The following is a 19,409-nucleotide window of genomic DNA, read 5'->3' on the forward strand; positions in this document are numbered from 1 at the left end:
CCGCTGCATGAGCGGACTGGAAAGCCTTCTGATGAAAGCGCGGGCCGCCGCCCGGCGGGGCGAGATCGAGGAAGCGCGCGCACTCTACGGCCGCATTCTTGAACGGCACCCGCGTAACGCCCGCGCCAAAGCGGCACTCAACGCGCTGACAACGGCACCTGCAGGCACCGATACCCACGCCCAGATCGCCTTCGACCGCATGGTCGCCGCCTTCGAGGCAGGCCGCATGGCAGAGGCGGCGGCCTGTGGCGAAGCGCTGTCGCGCGATCACCCCCATGCCCACGGCGTCCACAACCTGCTGGGCGCGGCAATGCTGGAGCTGGGCGATCCGCGCGGCGCCGAGATCGCCTTTCGCCGCGCCATCGCCGCCGATCCCGCGCCCAGCGCCTCCTGCAACAACCTGTCCATCGCCCTGCGCCGCCAGAACCGCGATGATGAGGCCGAGGCGGTGCTGCGCGAAGTCATCGCCCGCGTGCCGGACTATGCCGACGCCCGCTACAACCTTGCCGGACTGCTGGAAGAGCACGATCGCTGCGAGGAAGCCGCACTCCTGCTGGAACAGGCCATCGCCATCGCGCCCGATCATGTCGATGCGCACTACAACCTGGGCAACCTGCGCGCGCGGCAGGGCCTGCGCGCAGAGGCCATCGCCTGCTTCGCGGCCGCCGCCACGCTGCACCCCGGCCATGCCGACGCGCTCAACAACATGGGCGCGCAGCTTCTGGCCGACCAGCGCGCGGATGAAGCCCTGTCCGCCTTCGACCGCGCGCTGCGCGCCGATCCCGACAACCGCAACGCCCTGGTCAATCGCGGCAAGGCGCTGTCGCTCAAAGGAGAACGAACCGCCGCCATTGCCGCCTTCCGCGCCGCACTGACAGTCGACCCCGCCAATGCATCGGCGCGGCTGCAGGCTCTGTTCGAGGAAGCCCACATCTGCGACTGGCGGCGGCGCGGCGAATATTCCCTGACGCATGGACCCGAGGCCGCAGCAGTGCAGCCTTTCGCCTCGCTACCCTTCATGGACGATCCCGCCCACCAGTTGCAGCGATCGCGCGATTGCGCGGCGCGGATGTTCCCCGAGGTAACGCCGCCCTTTCCAGCGCCGCCGCCGCCCGAAGACGGCCGCATCCGCGTCGGCTATTTCTCTGCCGACTTTCACGATCACGCGACGATGCACCTGATGTCGGGCTTCTTTCGCGAACATGACGCCTCCCGCTTCGCCGTTCATCTCCACAGCTACGGCCCGCGCCGGGAAGAGGACGCCGCGCGCATCGCCCTGCGCCTGCGGGCAGCAAGCTTCACCGAGATCAGCCCGCTGCCCGACGCGGACGTGCTGGCGCTGGCCCGTGCGCAGGGGCTGGATATCGCAGTGGACCTCAAGGGCTATACTCTGGGCACCCGCACCCGGCTGTTCGGGCAGCGGCTTGCCCCGGTGCAGGTCAGCTGGATGGGCTATCCCGGCACATTGGGCCACCCCTGCATGGACTATTTCATTGCCGACCGGGTGACGATGCCTGATGGTGCCGACGCCTTCTTTACCGAGAAGATCGTGCGTCTGGCCCATTGTTATCAGGCCAACGACGATGCACGGCCGATCCTGCCCGACATGCGCGGACGCGCAGGGCATGGCCTGCCGCCTGACGGCTTCGTCTTTGCCAGCTTCAACCAGTGCTACAAGATATCGCCCGCCGAATGGGATGTGTGGATGGCCCTGCTGCGCGCGGTGGAGGGCAGCGTGTTGTGGCTGCTGCGCACCAACCCATGGGCCGAAGCCAACCTGCAGCGCGAAGCGGCTGCGCGCGGCGTCGATGCGCAGCGGCTGGTCTTCGCGCCGCCGCTGCCGCATGGCGAGCACCTGGGCCGGCTGACCCACGCCGACCTGTTCCTCGATACCTTCGCAGTCAATGCCCATACCACCGCCAGCGATGCGCTGTGGGCGGGCCTGCCGGTGCTGACGCTGACCGGCCGCCAGTTCGCCGCGCGCGTGGCGGCAAGCCTGCTATGTGCAGTAGGGTTACCGGAACTGACGACGCAGACGGTTGAGGACTACGCGGCGACCGCGCTTGCGCTTGCCCGCGATCCCGCCCGCCTTGCCGACCTTCGCGCCCGGCTGGCCACCAACCGCCGTACCCACCCGCTGTTCGACACCGAAGGTTACACCCGCCGGGTGGAACGCGCCTTCGAAGAAATGCACAGGCGGCGGCTGCACGATCTGCCGCCAGAACCCTTCGACGTGCGCTGAAGCGCGGACGCGAAAAAGGGCGGCGTCAACGACACCGCCCCTTTTCTGGCTTTGGCCGGACTTCAGGCGGCCTTGGTGCGGCTCAGGCGGCGCCTGCCGACGATCGCCGCCGCAGCCGCGCCGAACAGGATCAGCATCGGCGGCGCGGGCACGTCGGTCCCGCCCGAAGACGTCGGCGGCGGCGGAGAGTTGTCTCCCCCCGTCGTCGTCGTGGTGCCGCCCGATGTGGAGCCGGACGAAGAGGAGGACGAGGACGAACTGGAACTGCTCGACGAAGAGGTCGACCCGTTCGATCCCCCCGACGTGGAAGAGGAGCCCGACGACGAAGACGAAGACGAACTTGACGAAGAGCCGCTCGACGTGGCGCCGCCGGACGAATTGTCGTCGCCGCCGCTCGATGAACTGGACGACGAACTCGACGAGGACGAGGACGAGGACGACGAAGAGCTGGAGCTGCTCGTGCTGGTGACGTTGCCCGAACTGGTCGATGTGGTCGAGGTCACGCCGCCTGTCGTGGTGGTCGAAGTGATGCCGCCGGTGGTCGAGGTTACGCCGCCGGTGCTGGAACTGCTGGTCGAAGTCACCCCGCCCGTGGTCGAGGTTACACCCCCCGTGCTCGAACTGCTGGTCGACGTGACGCCGCCGCTGGTCGACGTGACGCCCCCGGTGGTGGAAGTCACGCCGCCGCTGCTGGTCGACGTGATCACCACGTTGCCGCCACCACCGCCGCCACTGCCTCCGAAGAAGCCGCCGAAGAACCCGCCGCCAAAGCCACCGAAGCCGCCGCTGCCGCCGCCGATCACAACCGGGGTGCCGCCACCGCCGCCCGAATAGGACGGGCCGGATGCGGGCGGCATGTACGGCGGGGGCATCGGCACCATGGCCATCTGGGGCTGGTCGCAGCAGGTGCGCTTGATGATCTTGCGAACGCGCTTGGTGGTGCGCGGGGTGTCCTTGCGGACGATGCGCCGGGCCGGATGTTTAACCGGGGCGGCCTTGGCCACCTTCACCTTGCGGTACTCCGTCTTCGCGGACTGCGTTTCGGCCACGTGGACAGCGCCGCCGCCGATCACGGCACAGCCCGCCGCACAAGCAGACAGTTTTGCTAGGGCCATCCGAACAGACATAACGCGTTGCTCTCTTTGTTTTCGCACCGGAAGCACGACGCCGCCTTCGCGGGCAATCTTGCATCCATCTGCCAGAAACAACGCAGAGACAGGTTAAAGCGGCAACGCCATTCCCCCGGAATTCACCGTCCCGAAGCGGGAAATTGCGTTAATTTATCATCTTAACACGAAGCTGTGCCGAAACGGGACTGTCCGTTCGCGGGATTGTAAAGCAGCCCGACGACTTTCGCCCCGATATGTCGGCTAGTACACTCAGCCTTCCGAATCGAAAAGCCCGCCCTGCGGCCCCGATGTCGGCGCCAGCGGAGGGGTCATGCCCAGATGCGCCCAGCCCCGATCGTTGAGGCAGCGCCCGCGCGCGGTGCGCGCGACAAGGCCCAGCTGGATCAGATACGGCTCGATCACTTCCTCGATCGTGTCGCGCGGTTCGGAAAGGCCCGCCGCCAGCGTTTCCACGCCCACAGGGCCGCCCTTGTAGATATCCGCGATCATCCGCAGGTAGCGGCGATCCTGCGCATCAAGGCCGATGGCGTCGACTTCCAGCCGGGTCAGCGAATCGTCGGCGATTTCGCGTGTGATCACGTCCGAACCCGCCACGTGCGCAAAGTCCCGCACGCGCCGCATCAGCCGCCCCGCCACGCGCGGAGTGCCGCGCGCGCGACGGGCGATCTCGGTCGCGCCGCCCTTGTCGATGCCGATGCCCAGCAACCCCGCCCCGCGCGAGACGACCTTTTCCAGTTCTTCCACCGTATAGAACTGCAGGCGCACCGGAATGCCGAAGCGGTCGCGCAGCGGGGTCTGCAACAGGCCTTGCCGCGTCGTCGCGCCGATCAGGGTGAACGGCGGCAGATCGATCCGCACCGAGCGCGCCGAAGGCCCCTCGCCGATGATGAGGTCCAGCGCGCGGTCTTCCATCGCCGGATAGAGCACTTCCTCGACCACCGGGTTCAGGCGATGGATCTCGTCGATGAACAGGACATCGCCCTGCTCCAGATTGGTGAGCAGCGCCGCAAGATCGCCCGCCTTGGCGATGACCGGGCCGGACGTGGCGCGAAAGCCCACGCCCAGTTCACGCGCGACGATCTGCGCCAGCGTGGTCTTGCCAAGGCCCGGAGGCCCGAAGAACAGCACATGGTCCATCGCCTCGCGCCGCGATTTGGCGCTTTCGATGAAGACGTGCAGGTTGTCCTTGGCCGCCGCCTGTCCGACGAATTCGGCCAGCGTCTTGGGCCGCAGCGCCGCATCGGCGTCCTCGGCCTGGCGGGTGGGGGAAAGGATGGGGTTGTCGGTCATGAAGTGAAACGCTTATCCCGTCGCCAGCTTCAGCGCCACGCGCATGAGATCGCCCAGCGGCGCATCCTCGCCCAGCTGATCCACCGCCTTGCCCACGGCCGTTGCCGCCACGGCGGGCTTGAAGCCAAGGTTCTGCAGGGCCGAAACCGCATCCGCGCTGGCAGAGCCCGCAGGCGCCGCCACCGCGATGCCCGGAGCGCCCGGCGCGGTCGGCATGCCGCCGGCCTTGTCCTTGAGTTCGTTGACGATGCGGCTGGCCAGCTTGGGCCCCACGCCGTTGGCGCGCGCCACCATGGCGGCGTCGCCGCCCGCGCAGGCGCGCTGCAATTCCTCGGTATTGAGGGCCGAAAGGATGGCCAGCGCTACCTTGGAGCCCACCCCCTGCACCGCCGTCAGCAGGCGGAACCAGTTGCGCTCCGCCGCAGAGGCGAAGCCGATCAGGCGCTGGTCGGTCTCCGACACCTGCATCTCGGTATGGACGACGACCTTGTCCCCCCGGATTCCCAGATGGTCCAGCGTCCGCGCGGAGCAATGGACAAGGTAGCCCACCCCGTTCACGTCGATGATGGCCCAGTCGGCACCGGTGTCGTCGAGCAATCCTGTCAGCTTGGCGATCATGGTTTGTTCCTATGGCAGGAAGGGAATCACCGCGCCAGAGGAAAAGCGGCAAAAAGGCCGGCCCTTTACCGAGGCCAGCCCTTTACCGATGACTCCCCAGCATATTCGCGTGGGTGATCGCCACCGCCAGCGCATCGGCGGCGTCTTCTCCCGCCAGCTTCACGCCAGGGAGCAGAACCTTGAGCATCGCCTGCACTTGCGCCTTTTCCGCGCCGCCGGTGCCAACGATCGCCTTCTTCACCAGCTTGGTCGAATATTCCGCCACCTGCAGCCCGGCGCGCGCCACGGAAAGCATCGCGACGCCGCGCGCCTGCCCCAGCTTGAGCGTGGACTGCGGGTTCACGTTGACGAAGACCTCCTCCACCGCGCCCGCATCGGGGCGGTGGTGAAGGATCACGTCGGTCAGCGCCGCGTCCAGTTCCACCAGCCGTTCGGCCATGGCGGCCTTGGCGTTGGTGCGGATCTGGCCATTGGCGACGTGGCTGAGGCGGCTGCCGCTCTTGGCGACGACGCCCCAGCCCGTGCAGGTCAGGCCGGGGTCGATGCCCAGGATGATCATTGCCGGGCTCTTAGCCCAGCGTTTCCATCACTTCGTCGGAGATTTCGTAGTTGCCCCAGACGGTCTGGACGTCGTCGTCGTCGTCAAGCGTGTCCACCAGCTTCATCAGCGTGCCCGCGTTGTCGGCGCCGACATCGACCTTGAGGTTGGGCTTCCATGCCAGCTTCACGCCTTCGGCCTCGCCCAGAACCTTTTCCAGTTCGCGCGCGACTTCGTGAAGCGAATCGACCGAGACCCAGATCTGGTGCTGACCGGGGTTCTCGTCGCCATCGCCCATATCGCTTTCGACATCGTCGGCGCCCGCTTCGATCGCGGCTTCGAGAACCTTGTCCTCGTCACCTGCCGATGCCGGGTACTCGATCAGGCCAAGGCGTTCGAAGCCGTGCGAAACCGCGCCCGAAGCACCAAGGTTGCCGCCGTTCTTGGCGAAGGCGGTGCGCACGTTGGTGGCGGTGCGGTTGCGATTGTCGGTCAGTGCCTCGACGATGATGGCGACGCCGCCGGGGCCGTAACCCTCGTAGCGCACTTCCTCGTAGTTCTCGGCATCGCCCTTGGAAGCCTTGTCGATCGCGCGCTGGATGTTGTCCTTGGGCATCGACTGCGCCTTGGCCGCGTTGACGGCGGCGCGCAGGCGCGGGTTCATGTCCGGATCGGGCATGCCCATCTTGGCCGCGACGGTGATTTCGCGGCTCAGCTTGGAGAACAGCGACGAGCGCTTCTTGTCCTGCGCACCCTTGCGATGCATGATGTTCTTGAATTTGGAATGGCCTGCCATTGCTCGCGCCTTACCTGTCCGCTCGTTGCCTGCCCGCGAGAACCGCGGGTCTTTACGATGAATGAAGTGGCGCGGGCCTTACAACAGCCTCCCCCCAAAGGGCAACCGGAGTCGGCCTGTCAGACAACGACTCAGACAACGACGGCCGTGCCGGAGCAGCTGACCATCAGCATCGATCCGTGCGATCCGATCACTTCGTAATCGATATCGACGCCGACCACGGCGTTGCCGCCCAGCTTTTCCGCCTCTGCCTCCATTTCCACCAGAGCTTCCCGACGCGCGCGCTGCAACACTTCCTCATACTTGCCGGAACGACCGCCGACGATATCGGTGACGGCGGCGAACAGGTCGCGCACAAGGTTGGCGCCGACGATGACTTCGCCGGTGACGATGCCCAGATAGTCCCTGACCGGGCGACCTTCGATGGCGGGAGTGGTGGTGACGATCATCGGCGCGCTCTCCTTCGTTGGATGGGCAGGGTCGCACCGTCGCGCGGTGGTGGCAAGACAACCAATTGGCAAGGAAATCAGGGCTAGGAAGACGCATGGCGACCCGGATCGAAACACCCTCTCCCGCCCGTTCCCCTGTCCTGCGCGAACTGGCGCACTTCCTTGCCCGGCCGCGCGTGCTGCAGCCGGTCGGCCTGCGAACGCGCGAAGGCTGGGCGCGACTGGCCATGCTGGCGGCGCTTCATGTCGGCGGATTGCTGCTGGTGGTGCTGCCTCTGCTGGGGCTCTACCAAAGGGCGATGGGCCAGCCGTTGCCCGATGCCTTCGACAAGCTGCCCGCAGGCTGGCTGCTGCCGATCACCATCATGATCGCGCCGGTGCTGGAGGAAATGATCTTCCGGGGCTGGCAGACGGGCCGCCCGCGCGCGCTCTGGCTGCTGGCCTGCACGGGCCTGTTTGCGGTGCTGGTAGCAGTGGCGAAAACACTGCAGCCGCTGGTGCTGGCAGGATCGCTGCTGGCGCTGGCGATCGTGGCCGTTGCAGGCTGGGTGCGGCTGCGCAAGCGGGAAGTGCCCGGTGCCTATCTGACCGCCTATCCGGCGCTGTTCTGGCTGGCCGCGCTGCTGTTCGCCGCGGTGCACCTGATGAACTATCCCACCGTCTCCGCGCTCGCGCTGCCGATGGTGCTGCCGCAGTTGTGGGCAGGCGTGCTGCTGGGCTTCACGCGCCAGCGCATCGGCCTGCCGGCAGCGATGCTCCAGCACGCATGCGCCAATGCGGCGGCCATGGTGCTGGTGCAACTGGGGGGCTGAACCGCCCCCTTTTCCGCCTGATCAGTCGATGCCGAGCGCCGACTTGTAAGTGTCGAGCAGCATGTCCATTTCGCGGCGATCGTCGGGCTTCATCTTGCGCAGGCGCACGATGGCACGCATGATCTTGACGTCGTAGCCCACGGCCTTCGCTTCGTTGTAGACGTCGCGGATATCGTCCGAGATGCCCTTCTTTTCTTCTTCCAGGCGCTCGACGCGCTCGATCAGAAGGCGCAGGCGATCGTCGGTGGTTTCGGCCATGGGGGTACGTGCTCCGGTATAAACGGGTGAATCAGTCGGCGGCGCTGATAGCGATGCATGGGGATTCGGGCAAAGCGCTCCCCTGTGGAAATCATGTGGAGGACGTTCAAGGGTTGCCCGCTCCGCCCCGCATTCCTATGTGAAGCAGGCGCCGACAACGTTCGCGCGCCTCCTTCGGCGGAGCTTCAGGTCCGGGACGGCCCGGCGATCATACTGCAATGAGATTGCCCAATGCCCTGGATTCTTCTTCTCATCGCCGGACTGCTGGAAGTGGTCTGGGCCTTTTCCATGAAACAGTCCGAAGGCTTCACCCGCCTGTGGCCCAGCGTGGTCACCATCGTTGCCATGATCGCCAGCTTTTCCCTGCTGGCCGCCGCGATGCGGTCCCTGCCGCTCGGCACGGCCTATGCGGTGTGGACCGGCATCGGCGCGGTGGGCGCCTTCGCGGCGGGGATCGCGTTCATGGGCGAATCGGCCAGTGCCATGCGCCTGCTTGCCGCCGGACTGATCCTGGGCGGCATCGTGCTGATGAAGGTGGCGACGCCCTGATCTTCAGTGGCCGGGCGCGTTCTTCTTCACGCTCTCTTCCATGCGCGCGATCTGGTCGGGGGTAGCCTCGCTCTGGTGCTGCGCCTTCCAGTCTTCGAACGGCATGCCGTGGATGACTGCGCGCGCGGCACCCTTGTCGCCCTCGTATCCGGCATCGCGGATCCAGTCGGCCAGGCAGTTGCGGCAGAACCCGGCCAATCCCATCAGTTCGATATTCTGCGCATCGTGGCGATGCTGGAGATGGCGTACAAGGCGACGGAACGCGGCTGCGGCCACGGCATCGTCTATCATATCAATATTATCTTGGCCGTTCATAATCGTACCGATCGTCCTTGGTTTGTCATCGCGCCTTTGCCATATGAGGCGCGGTTTCCGGAAGAGGCAGTCAACTTGGTCAATACCATCCCCTCGGGCGCAATGCCCTATCGTCGTTCGCCCCACCATCGCGGTATCAAGCGCCAGCGCAAGGTAAAGATCCTGGCAACGCTGGGCCCTGCCAGCCGCGACAAGGAAACGATCGCCAAGCTGCTCAAGGCGGGCGCCGACGCGTTCCGCGTCAACATGAGCCATGGCGACCATGACACCCATCGCGAAACCATCGCCAACATCCGCGCGGTTGAGAAGGACCTTGAACGTCCCGTCGCGATCCTGTGCGACCTTCAGGGCCCCAAGCTGCGCGTCGGCCAGTTCGATGGCGGCAAGGCATTCATCCGCCACGGCGCCCACTTCACGCTGGATCGCGATCCCGCGCCGGGCAACGACGAGCGCGTGTGCCTGCCGCACCCCGAACTCTTCGGCATTCTCCAGAAGGGCCAGCGCCTGCTGATCGACGACGGCAAGCTGCGCCTGGTGGTGATCCGCGCCGACAACGACGCGATCCTGTGCAGCGCCGAAGTCGGCGGGCCGATCTCCGATCGCAAGGGCGTGAACATTCCCGACGCCATCGTCCCGGTCCCCGCGCTGACGGAAAAGGACCGCCGCGACCTTGCCTTCGCAGTGGAACAGAAGGCGGACTGGATCGGCCTTTCGTTCGTCCAGCGCCCCGAAGACGTCGCCGAAGCGCGCCGCCTCTCCGGTGGTCAGGGCGCGATCATGGCCAAGATCGAAAAGCCCGCCGCCGTCGAAAGCCTGGACGAGATCATCGAACTGTCGGACGGCATCATGGTGGCGCGCGGCGATCTTGGCGTGGAACTTCTGCCTGAAGAAGTGCCGCCGATCCAGAAGCACATCATCGAAAAGACCCGCGCGCAGGGCAAGCCGGTGGTCGTCGCCACGCAGATGCTGGAATCGATGATCACCAGCCCCTCGCCCACCCGCGCCGAAGTGTCCGACGTCGCCAACGCGGTTTACGACGGCGCCGACGCGGTGATGCTTTCGGCTGAAACCGCAGCAGGCCAGTGGCCGGTGGAAGCGGTGACGATCATGGACCGCATCGCCGCCCGTGTCGAAAGCGACACGACTTACCGCGAACGCATCCACCTGACCCACACGCCACCCGACGCGACAAGCGCGGACGCCCTGTCCGAAGCCTGCGCGCAGATCGCCGATACCCTGACGATCGAAGGCATCGTGGTGTTCACCGGATCGGGCGGCTCTGCCCGCCGCGTGGCGCGCGAACGCCCGGCCGCACCGATGCTGGTGCTCACGCCTTCGCAGCCCACCGCCCGCCGCATCGCCCTGCTGTGGGGCGCGCACGCGGTCGTCACCAGGGACATCGGCAGCTTCGAGGAGATGATCGCCAAGGGCAAGCGCATGGCCCTGCGTCACGGCTTCGGCGCAGCCGGGTCGCGTCTGGTCACGCTGGCGGGCGTGCCATTCGGCGTGCCCGGCTCCACCAACCTGCTGCATATCGTCACGCTGACCGGCAACGAGCTGGATACGCCACGGTAAGAAGAAAGAAGGGGTCTGGGGCCGGGCCGCGAATTCCGGCCCTCAGACCCCGTTACTGTCGGCGTCAGGTGCACATGGCGCCGCAGGCTGAACAGTGCATGAGGTGGCTACGCACGCAACCTCGGCGGCCATACGGGATGCAGGGGTTTTAAACCCCTGCGTTTCCTTTAGTTCTTTGGCCTCGCTCCGAACAGCGCACTGCCCACCCGCACATGCGTCGCGCCGAGCATAACGGCCGTCTCGAAATCCTCGCTCATCCCCATCGAAAGCTGTTCCAGCCCGTTGTCCGCAGCGATCCTGGCCAGCAGCGCGAAGAACGGCGCCGCCTCGATCCCGAACGGCGGCACGCACATCAGGCCGACGACGGGAATCCCCGCATCGCGCGCCAGAGCCAGCAGTTCGGGCACTTCGGCAATGGCGCAGCCGCCCTTCTGGTCTTCTGCCCCGATGTTGACCTGGATGAAGCACGGCACCTTGCGTCCGGTCTTCTCCATTGCCTTGCCCAGCGCCGCGACCAGCGAGGCGCGGTCGAGCGAGTGGATGCAGTCGAACAGCGCCAGCGCATCCTCGGCCTTGTTCGACTGAAGCTGGCCGACAAGGTGCAGTTGCACATCGGGGTAGTCTTCGCGCAGGGCCGGCCACTTGGCTTCGGCTTCCTGCACGCGGTTTTCGCCGAAGACGCGCTGGCCGGCGTCAAGCAGCGGCCTGATCGCTTCGGCAGCGTGAGTCTTGGAAATGGCGACGAGTTCGACCGCCTCGGGCTTGCGAGCGGCAATGCGGGCGGACTTGGCGATGCGGGCGCGGATGTCTTCTAGCTGATCCATGGCGCGCTGCTATAGCGTCCCTGTGAAGAACCGCCAGTCGTCCCTTCCCACGCTATGGCTCGTCAGCGACGCCCGCAACGATGCGGGGCTGGAGCGCGCGCTGGCGCGGCTGCCGCGCGGGTCGGGGCTGGTGTTCCGGCATTACCACCTTGCACCCGAAGCCCGCCGCGCGCGGTTCGATGCGCTGCGCAGGCTGGCGCACCGCCACGGCCATCTGGCAATGCTGGCAGGGGAGCCCGCGCTGGCCCGCCGCTGGCATGCCGACGGCGCCTATGGTGCGCCCGAGCGATTGCCCCGCAGACCCGGCATGGCGCGCAAACCCGGCATGGTGCATCTGGCCACGGTCCATTCGCTGCGCGAACTGGCCCGCGCCCATCGGGCCGGGGCAGACGCCGTGCTGATTTCCCCCGTCTTTCCCACCGCTTCGCACCCCGGATCGGGCACGCTGGGTCCGGTCAGGTTCAAGCTGCTGGCCGCCAGAGCGCAAGTTTCCGTCATCGCACTGGGCGGGATAACGCAGCATCGCGCCCGCACCGCGCGCATCCCCCGCTGGGCCGCGATCGACGGGCTGAGTTAGGCCCCTTTCCACACCGGCTGGCGCTTATCCGCGAAAGCGCGCGGGCCTTCCTGCGCGTCGTGCGAATTGTAGGCGTGCTCGTGCGCCGCGCGGGCCGCCGCCAGTGCCGCCGAACGCCCCATCTCGGTAGAGAGCATCACCGTTTCACGCGCGGCCTTCACCGATAGCGGCGCGCCTTCCAGCACTTCGCGGGCCAGATCGAGCGCCGCGTCCAGCGCGCTGCCGGGTTCGGCCAGCCGGTTGACAAGGCCGATTTCGTAAGCGCGCTGCGCCGTGATCGGCTTTCCGGTCAGCACGATCTCCATGAACACGCGCTGCGGGATCATGTGGATCAGCGGCGCCGCCCACGGGCTGCCGCGCCCAACCCTGACCTCGGTGATGGCGAACTTCGCGGCAGTCGAGGCCACGCACAGATCGCAAGCCTGCGCGATCATCCAGCCGCCCGCAAAGGCAACCCCGTTCACCGCCGCGATCGTCGGCTTGGTCAGTTCGATCGTATCGTAAGGCAGCGCGTACATGTCGCGCGGGGGCACGGCCATGCCGGTATCGACCATTTCCTTGAGATCGCCCCCGGCGCAGAACGCCTTGTCCCCGCTGCCGGTCAGCACCGCGATGCGCAGGGCATCGTCGCGCTCGAACCGATCCCACGCGGCGCGCAGGCCATCGCGCACGTCACGCGTCAGGGCATTGCGCTGCTCGGGGCGGTTGATGGTGATGACGGCGATACCGTCAGCGCGCGCATCGAAAAGCACTGCATCCTGCATGTCAGAACCCCCTTCCGGCGATTTCGAAGGCCGCGCGGTCAAGCCCTTCGCGAAAGTCCGGATGGGCGATCGCCACCAGCCGCCGCGCCCGCTCGGCCAGCGTCTGCCCTTTAAGCCGCGCCGCGCCGTATTCGGTGACCACCACGTCCACTTCGCTGCGCGCGCTGGTGACCGGGCCGCAGAGCGCAGGCACGATCTTGCTGATCGTCCCGCCCTTGGCCGTTGCCGCCAGCACCATCAGCGATGCCCCGCCCGGCGAGCGCGCGCCCGCCCGCACGAAGTCCACCTGACCGCCGGTGCCGCCCATATAGGCCGCACCGGACTGTTCGGCATTGACCTGGCCCGTCAGGTCCACTTCCAGTGCGGAGTTGATGGTGACCAGCCGGGAAAGCTGCCCCAGCACGCCCGCATCGTGGGTGTAGCTGGTGGGCGTCATTCGGATCGCCGGATTGTCCCGCGCCCAGTCGTAAAGCCGCCGGGTGCCGATCAGCGCGCCGTTGATCGAGATGCCCCGGTCGATCTCCTTGCGCGCATTGGTCAGCACGCCCGCCTCGGCCAGATCGACAAGCCCGTCGCCCAGCATGCCGGAATGGACGCCCAGATCGCGCCGGTCATGCAGCAGCCGCAGGATCGCATCTGGCACCGCGCCCACGCCGGTCTGGATCACCGATCCGTCGCCAATGAAGGGGGCGCAGAGCGCTGCAATGGCCTCGTCCGTCGGGCCGATCTTCGCCGGGGCCACTTCCACCGGCGGACGGGAAACCTGGACTGCCACGTCGATGGCGCTGGCGGGAATCGTCTCTCCGGGCACGAAGGGCACCTGATCGTTGACTTCGGCAATGACCACGCGGGCCTTGTCCACCGCCGCGCGCACATAGTCGGATATGAGGCCGCAGGAATGTTCGCCCGCCGCATTGGCCGGGCTGACCTGGATCATCGCCACGTCGCAACGCATCGCGCCCGCCGTGATCAGCGGCGCGACCTGGCTGACGTGAACCGGGATCACGTCCAGCGCATGGGCCTTGGTCATCGCCCGCAGCGCCCCGATCGCCCCCATCGACGACAGGCGAAACGCGCGCGCGGTTTCGGGCGTGAACAGGCCGGAAAAGCTGGTGGCGATGAAGGCGTGGAGCCCGCCGATACCCTGCCCTTGCGCAATCAGCGCCTCTACCAGCGTTGTCGGTTCGCCGCAGGCCTGCCCAAAGACGATGTGATCGCCGGGGCGCAGGTATGCCGAAAGGTCGAGGGCCTGCGGGCTCACGCCTTCCCCGCCTGCCGCAACAGCCGTTCGGCCCGCGCCAGATAGGGCCGGTCAAGCATCCCGCCCTTCCAGCCGATCGCGCCGACGCCGGGGTTCGCGGCGAAGACATCGACGATTTCCTGCGCCTCCGCGATTTCCGCCTCGGTGGGGGTGAAGGCGGCGTTGATGACCGGCACCTGCGCCGGGTGAATCGCCATCATGCCCCGGAAACCGTCCCTGCGGACTTTCTCCGCGCGGGTCTTCAGGGCATCGAGATCACGGAAATCGGCACTGATCGTCTCGATCGCCGTCACCCCGGCGGTCGCCGCGCCCAGCACGGTCAGGCTGCGCGCCAGTTCATAGGTAAAGCCATATGAGCCATCGTCATTGCGGTTGGACGATGCGCCGATGGAATCGGCCAGATCCTCCGCCCCCCAGGTCAGCGCCACGACGCGCGGCGCGCCCTTGTAGCTGCCGGTATGGAACATGGCCTCCGCCGTCTCGGTGATCAGGACGATGACGGGGGTGGAGCCTTCCTCGATCCCGTTCGCCACTTCCAGCGCGGACAGGCAGTGATCCAGCTTCTCCACGTCCGCGCGGCCATAGACCTTGGGCAGCATGATGCCGCCCGGATGCGCGGGCATCACCGCCGCAAGGTCCGCCAGCGTGTGGGGGCCATCGAAGGGGTTGATGCGCACCCACAGGCGCGCGCGCTGCTGCGGGTGGGCCTTTATGAAGTCATGCACCATCGGCCGCGCCGCCGCCTTGGCATCGGAAGCCACCGCGTCCTCAAGGTCGATAAGGACGATGTCGGCCTCGCCCTCCATCGCCTTGGTCATCTTCTTTTCGCTGTCCCCCGGCGCAAAGAGCCAGGAGCGGGCGGTGGCGGGGGAATGGGCCAGGGGCATCGTCTCTCCAAATTCAAGTAGGCCGGCAAAGAGCGGTGCCGGAGCGCCACGTCTTGCCGATGGTGTCTGCGTAGACAAGTCCGGGGCGCGGCAGCCGGGGTTCAATAGCTCCTCGGCAACTCCAATACCCTCTCGGCGATGTAGTTCATGATCTGGTGCGGGCTGACGGGGGCGATGCGCGGGATCATCACTTCACGCAGATAGCGTTCGACGTGATATTCCTGCGCATAGCCCATGCCGCCCATGGACATCACCGCAGTCTGGCACGCCTCGTACCCGGCTTCTGCGGCAAGGTACTTGGCCGCGTTCGCTTCCGTTCCGCATTCAAGGCCCCGATCGAACAGGCTGGCCGCCTTGAAGACCATCAGGCTGGCGGCCTCCACCTGCATCCACGCCTTGGCGAGCGGGTGCTGGATGCCCTGGTTCTGGCCGATCGGACGGCCGAAAACCACGCGTTCACGGGCATAGCGCGAAGCCTTCTGGATCGCCACGCGACCCAGCCCGGTGGCTTCCGCGCCCAGCAATACGCGTTCGGGGTTGAGGCCCTGAAGGAGTATCTTGAACCCCTGCCCTTCCTCTCCGATACGGTCTTCCTCGGGGATGAAAAGGTCGGTGATGAACAGCATGTTCGAGCCCACCGCATGGCGACCCATCTTCGGGATAAGCCGGTGCTCCACCGATTTTCTATCGAGTTTGCAATAGAACAGCGTCAACCCGTCGGTCTTGCGCTTCACGTCTTCCAGGGGCGTGGTGCGGGCGATCAGCAGCATCCGGTCGGCCACGTGCGCGTTGGTGATCCAGATCTTTTCGCCATTGACGCGGTAGCCGCCCGGCACCCTTTCCGCGCGGGTCTTGAGGCTGGTGGTATCAAGGCCGGTATTGGGCTCTGTCACCGCGAAGCACATCTTTTCCTCGCCCGACAGGATCGGCGGGATCATGCGCTTTTGCTGCTCTTGCGTGCCGAACAGGTGCACCGGCTCAAGCCCGAAGACCGGACCATGGATGGCCGAGGCGGCCGTCATCCCGCCGCCGCTTTCGGCCACCGCCTGCATCATCACCGCCGCTTCGGTGATACCCAGCCCGGCGCCGCCCACCGCTTCGGGCATGGCGATACCCAGCCACCCGGCCTCTGCCATTGCCTTGTGGAACTCCACCGGAAATTCGCCCGAGCGATCCTTTTCAAGCCAATACTCATCCGGGAACAGCGAGCAGTGCTTCAGGACCGCCTCGCGGATATCCTGCTGGTCCTGATTCAACGAGAAATCCACGCTTTTCCAGCCCTCTTGCCCATTCTTGCGTTACCCGAAACTAGCAGCGCCCCGATGCCGAGACAACGCCATTGTTCCGATATGCGCACATTGAACGCAAATGCGTATGGATATACAAGTGCGGCGGGAGATCGACACGATGGCACGCAACGATACCACAACGGCACCTGAAGGCGCCCAGGCCGGTCCTCTGGCGGGCATCCGGGTGATCGACCTGACCAGCGTGGTGTTCGGCCCCTATGCCACGCAGATCATGGCCGACATGGGCGCCGAAGTGATCAAGGTGGAACCGCCCGAAGGCGACAACACCCGCTGGATCACCACCGGCCCCACGCCCGGCATGGGCGGCATCTACGCCAACGTGAACAGGGGCAAGCGCGGGGTCATGCTCGACCTGCGGCAGCAGGCGGACCGCGAATCGCTGCGCCGCCTGATCGCCACTGCAGACGTCTTCATCCATTCGATGCGCGGCAGCGCGATCCGCAAGCTGGGCTTCGATTACGAGGCGGTGCGCGCGATCCGGCCCAACATCGTCTACACCAACTGCTACGGCTATTCGCGCCGCGGGCCGGATGCGGACAAGCCCGCCTACGACGATACCATCCAGGCCGAATGCGGCATCCCGCACGTGCAGGGCCTGATGAACGGAGAGCCCGGCTACGTCGCCACGATCATGGCCGACAAGGTGGCCGGCCTTCACGCGCTCTACGCCACGATGATGGCGCTGTTCCACCGGGAGAGGACGGGAGAGGGTCAGGAAGTGGAAGTCACCATGTTCGAGGCGATGTCCTCGTTCATGCTGGTCGAGCACGCCAACGGCGCAATGTTCACGCCGCCCACCACGCCTGCGCATTATCACCGCGCGGTGGAGCCCAACCGGCGACCGTACAAGACGAAGGACGGCCACATCGCCGCGCTTGTCTATAACGACAAGCACTGGAACGCCTTCGTCGGCGCGGTGAACCCGCCTTGGGCGAGCGACGCGTTCTCTACCTTGGCCAAACGCGCGCAGCAGATCGGCCGCGTCTATGCCCTCCTGGGTGAAACCTTCCTGACGCGCACCACGCAGGAATGGCTCGATACCCTGCAGGCGCTGCACATCCCGTGCGCCCGGCTGCAATCCACCGACGAGCTTTTCGACAACGCACAGCTCAACGCCATCGGCTTTTTCGAGGACGTGGAAACTCCGCAAGGCCCGGTGCGCCTGCCCGGCGTGCCTACGTGGTTCTCCAGAACCCCCGGCAAAGTGCGCGGCCCCGCCCCGACGCTGGGTCAGGACAATGCCGAGGTGCTTGGACAGGACGCTTCGGGCGTCGCCCCGGCGATAGCAGGCGAGTCGCAGTGAACACCCCTGTTGATTTCAACTGACAGCGTCCAGAACCTTGCGCTAACCACCTGTTCAAAGCGCCTCAGAGCGTGACTCAAGCGGATCGAGAAGAAAGGCAATCACGATGTACGACGACCAGCCTGCGGCGGACACGCTCGCCCCCGAAGCCACGGCCAAGGCGAAGAAGGGCACCCCCGTCTTCAAGCGGATCCTCGACCTGTTCGAAGCCGAAGGCATCAACACGCTGTTCGGCATTCCCGATCCCAACTTCGTCCACCTCTTCCTGGAAGCGGAAACGCGCGGATGGACGGTTGTGTCGCCGCATCACGAAGCATCGGCCGGGCACATGGCGGCGGCGGCGGCGCGCATCACCGGAAAGCCCGCGCTGTGCATCGGCACGCTCGGGCCGGGCATGGCCAACCTGATGCCGGCGATCCAGTGCGCCAAGGTGGAAAACGATCCCATCATCATCATGGGCGGCCAGCGCGCCCGCATCACCGAGCGCCGCGTGCGCCGGGGCCGCATCCAGTTCGTGCGGCAGGAGCCGATGATCGAGGATTCGGTGAAGTTCTCCAGTTCCATCGAATATGCGGACCAGACCGACGAGATCGTGCGCGAAGCGATCCGCGTCGCCATGTCGGGCACGCCCGGCCCCGCTTACATCGAATTCCCCGCGCACATCATCCTTGAAGAACTGGACCTGCCGCCGGTCCTGCCCCCGCACCGCTATCGCCTGACCAATCAGGGCGCTGATGGCGACCGCGTGGCCGAAGCGGCAGAAATCATCAAGAACGCCAAGAACCCGGTGCTGCTGGTCGGCCACGGCGTCCACACGTCAAAGTCGGGCGCGGCGGTGCGCGAACTGGCCGAACTGATGCAGTGCCCGGTGATCCAGACCTCGGGCGGCACTTCGTTCATCGAAGGGCTTGAAGACCGCACTTTCCCTTACGGCTTCTCCGAAGCGTCGATCGATGCGGTGGTCGAAAGCGACTGCTGCGTGGCGCTTGCCACCGAACTGGGCGAACCCAGCCATTACGGCCGCTGGCGCCACTGGGTAGACAACGAAGCCAACCGCAAGTGGATCTACGTCCAGCAGGACCCGACCGCGATCGGCGTCAACCGCCCGATCGACGTGCCGCTGGTAGGCGACGTGCGCGCCGTGGTGCCGCAGCTGTCGCGCGCCCTGAAGGCGCTTGGCGGGCGCAGCGCTTCGGCATCGCTTTCGGAATACATCCAGCGCGATGCCCAGCAGCTTGAGGAACTGGCCGAGGACGCGGGCTCCAAGTCCGATGGCTCCACCGCCAAGATGCACACCAGCCAGTTCGTCACCGAAGCGACCAAGGCCTTCCCCAAGGACGGCATCCTGATCCGCGATGGCGGCGCCACGGTGATCTTCCAGTGGACCTATTCGCAGGCCAAGCCGCATGACGTGATCTGGAACCAGAACTACGGCCACATCGGCACCGGCCTGCCCTATGCCACAGGCGCCATGCTGGCGGATCAGGCCGCCACCGGCAAAGTGCGCCCCGGCATGCTGCTGACGTCCGACTCCTCGTTCCTGTTCCACGTCGGCGAACTGGAAGTGGCGGTGCGCAAGAACCTGCCGCTGGTGATCGTCGTGGGCGTGGACTTCCAGTGGGGCCTCGAAGTGGGCGTCTACAAGCGCACCTTCGGCCACGGCACCAAGGAAACCGGCGTCCACTGGTCCGACAAGGTCCGCTTCGACAAGATCGCCGAAGGCTTCGGCGCGGCGGGCGAATATGTGGAGAAGGCCGCCGACATCGGCCCCGCCATCGAACGCGCCTATGCCCGCGGCGGCTGCACCGTGATCCACGTGCCGATCGACCCGGCCGCGAACTCGGAAGAAATGCCGAACTATTCGGAATTCCGCACCTGGTACGCCGAAGGCACGCAGTAACGAAAAACCGT

At 66.3% G+C, this 19,409-nt stretch carries 20 protein-coding genes; 8 read left to right on the plus strand and 12 right to left on the minus strand.

Annotated features, from left to right (window positions below):
• Nucleotides 1-31 precede the first annotated feature (31 nt).
• Together A8V01_RS14230 and A8V01_RS28940 are read left to right on the plus strand one after the other, a co-directional pair.
• A complete protein-coding gene (locus tag A8V01_RS14230) occupies nt 32-2,242 on the plus strand; it encodes an O-linked N-acetylglucosamine transferase, SPINDLY family protein (protein WP_170065936.1) in 2,211 nt (736 codons plus the stop codon).
• A 51-nt stretch (nt 2,243-2,293) separates the two neighbouring features.
• Complete coding sequence (locus tag A8V01_RS28940; RefSeq protein ID WP_211295017.1) at nt 2,294-3,076, plus strand: hypothetical protein; 783 nt, start codon at nt 2,294-2,296, stop codon at nt 3,074-3,076.
• A 545-nt stretch (nt 3,077-3,621) separates the two neighbouring features.
• Here A8V01_RS28940 and ruvB read toward each other — a convergent pair.
• The 5 genes from ruvB to A8V01_RS14260 form a co-directional block, all read right to left on the minus strand.
• Nucleotides 3,622-4,662: a Holliday junction branch migration DNA helicase RuvB gene (gene ruvB, locus A8V01_RS14240; RefSeq protein WP_103096505.1), complete on the minus strand. Its 1,041-nt coding sequence runs from the start codon at nt 4,660-4,662 to the stop codon at nt 3,622-3,624.
• Between the two features lie 12 nt (nt 4,663-4,674).
• Entirely contained in the window at nt 4,675-5,280 is a 606-nt protein-coding gene (ruvA, locus tag A8V01_RS14245) for a Holliday junction branch migration protein RuvA (RefSeq protein ID WP_103096506.1), read from the minus strand.
• 82 nt (nt 5,281-5,362) lie between these two features.
• Entirely contained in the window at nt 5,363-5,839 is a 477-nt protein-coding gene (gene ruvC / locus A8V01_RS14250) for a crossover junction endodeoxyribonuclease RuvC (protein WP_103096507.1), read from the minus strand.
• 10 nt (nt 5,840-5,849) lie between these two features.
• Nucleotides 5,850-6,614 carry a YebC/PmpR family DNA-binding transcriptional regulator gene (locus A8V01_RS14255; RefSeq protein ID WP_103096508.1) on the minus strand — a complete coding sequence of 255 codons (765 nt, stop codon included), beginning with the start codon at nt 6,612-6,614 and terminating at the stop codon, nt 5,850-5,852.
• A 131-nt stretch (nt 6,615-6,745) separates the two neighbouring features.
• Nucleotides 6,746-7,063, minus strand: a complete 318-nt coding sequence (locus A8V01_RS14260) for a heavy metal-binding domain-containing protein (protein ID WP_103096509.1) — start codon at nt 7,061-7,063, stop codon at nt 6,746-6,748.
• A 95-nt stretch (nt 7,064-7,158) separates the two neighbouring features.
• Between A8V01_RS14260 and A8V01_RS14265 the strand changes: the two genes are divergently transcribed.
• Complete coding sequence (locus A8V01_RS14265; protein WP_103096510.1) at nt 7,159-7,875, plus strand: CPBP family glutamic-type intramembrane protease; 717 nt, start codon at nt 7,159-7,161, stop codon at nt 7,873-7,875.
• Between the two features lie 21 nt (nt 7,876-7,896).
• Here A8V01_RS14265 and A8V01_RS14270 read toward each other — a convergent pair whose 3' ends face one another.
• On the minus strand, nt 7,897-8,133 hold the full coding sequence (locus A8V01_RS14270) for a DUF2312 domain-containing protein (protein ID WP_008827998.1): 237 nt from the start codon (nt 8,131-8,133) through the stop codon (nt 7,897-7,899).
• A gap of 231 nt (nt 8,134-8,364) precedes the next feature.
• On the opposite strand from A8V01_RS14270, the gene sugE reads away from it, so the two are divergent.
• On the plus strand, nt 8,365-8,682 hold the full coding sequence (sugE, locus tag A8V01_RS14275; protein WP_103096511.1) for a quaternary ammonium compound efflux SMR transporter SugE: 318 nt from the start codon (nt 8,365-8,367) through the stop codon (nt 8,680-8,682).
• A 3-nt stretch (nt 8,683-8,685) separates the two neighbouring features.
• On the opposite strand, the gene A8V01_RS14280 is transcribed toward sugE, so the two are convergent.
• The gene (locus A8V01_RS14280) at nt 8,686-8,997 is read right to left on the minus strand and encodes a DUF1244 domain-containing protein (RefSeq protein ID WP_103096512.1); all 312 of its coding nucleotides are present in this window, start codon (nt 8,995-8,997) and stop codon (nt 8,686-8,688) included.
• Between the two features lie 102 nt (nt 8,998-9,099).
• Between A8V01_RS14280 and pyk the strand changes: the two genes are divergently transcribed.
• Nucleotides 9,100-10,572, plus strand: a complete 1,473-nt coding sequence (gene pyk / locus A8V01_RS14285; protein WP_103096528.1) for a pyruvate kinase — start codon at nt 9,100-9,102, stop codon at nt 10,570-10,572.
• A 167-nt stretch (nt 10,573-10,739) separates the two neighbouring features.
• Here the strand turns inward: pyk and A8V01_RS14290 are convergent, their stop codons facing one another.
• Nucleotides 10,740-11,396: a YggS family pyridoxal phosphate-dependent enzyme gene (locus A8V01_RS14290; RefSeq protein ID WP_103096513.1), complete on the minus strand. Its 657-nt coding sequence runs from the start codon at nt 11,394-11,396 to the stop codon at nt 10,740-10,742.
• Between A8V01_RS14290 and A8V01_RS14295 the strand changes: the two genes are divergently transcribed.
• On the plus strand, nt 11,395-11,973 hold the full coding sequence (locus A8V01_RS14295) for a thiamine phosphate synthase (protein WP_103096514.1): 579 nt from the start codon (nt 11,395-11,397) through the stop codon (nt 11,971-11,973). The two genes, A8V01_RS14290 and A8V01_RS14295, sit on opposite strands and share 2 nt — an antisense overlap.
• On the opposite strand, the gene A8V01_RS14300 is transcribed toward A8V01_RS14295, so the two are convergent.
• The 4 genes from A8V01_RS14300 to A8V01_RS14315 form a co-directional block, all read right to left on the minus strand.
• The gene (locus tag A8V01_RS14300; protein WP_103096515.1) at nt 11,970-12,737 is read right to left on the minus strand and encodes an enoyl-CoA hydratase/isomerase family protein; all 768 of its coding nucleotides are present in this window, start codon (nt 12,735-12,737) and stop codon (nt 11,970-11,972) included. The two genes, A8V01_RS14295 and A8V01_RS14300, sit on opposite strands and share 4 nt — an antisense overlap.
• A 1-nt stretch (nt 12,738) precedes the next feature.
• A complete protein-coding gene (locus tag A8V01_RS14305; RefSeq protein ID WP_103096516.1) occupies nt 12,739-13,998 on the minus strand; it encodes an acetyl-CoA hydrolase/transferase family protein in 1,260 nt (419 codons plus the stop codon).
• Nucleotides 13,995-14,885: an HpcH/HpaI aldolase/citrate lyase family protein gene (locus A8V01_RS14310; RefSeq protein ID WP_103096517.1), complete on the minus strand. Its 891-nt coding sequence runs from the start codon at nt 14,883-14,885 to the stop codon at nt 13,995-13,997. The genes A8V01_RS14305 and A8V01_RS14310 overlap by 4 nt, the downstream gene beginning before the upstream one ends.
• A gap of 101 nt (nt 14,886-14,986) precedes the next feature.
• Nucleotides 14,987-16,153 carry an acyl-CoA dehydrogenase family protein gene (locus A8V01_RS14315; protein WP_103096518.1) on the minus strand — a complete coding sequence of 389 codons (1,167 nt, stop codon included), beginning with the start codon at nt 16,151-16,153 and terminating at the stop codon, nt 14,987-14,989.
• 139 nt (nt 16,154-16,292) lie between these two features.
• Between A8V01_RS14315 and A8V01_RS14320 the strand changes: the two genes are divergently transcribed.
• Both A8V01_RS14320 and A8V01_RS14325 read left to right on the plus strand, forming a co-directional pair.
• Nucleotides 16,293-17,498, plus strand: coding sequence for a CaiB/BaiF CoA transferase family protein (locus A8V01_RS14320; protein WP_103096529.1), 1,206 nt, complete (start codon nt 16,293-16,295; stop codon nt 17,496-17,498).
• A gap of 106 nt (nt 17,499-17,604) precedes the next feature.
• Nucleotides 17,605-19,398, plus strand: coding sequence for a thiamine pyrophosphate-binding protein (locus tag A8V01_RS14325; protein ID WP_211295018.1), 1,794 nt, complete (start codon nt 17,605-17,607; stop codon nt 19,396-19,398).
• Nucleotides 19,399-19,409 lie beyond the last annotated feature (11 nt).

The sequence above is a fragment of the Novosphingobium guangzhouense genome, assembly GCF_002896965.1.
Classification (GTDB): domain Bacteria; phylum Pseudomonadota; class Alphaproteobacteria; order Sphingomonadales; family Sphingomonadaceae; genus Novosphingobium; species Novosphingobium guangzhouense.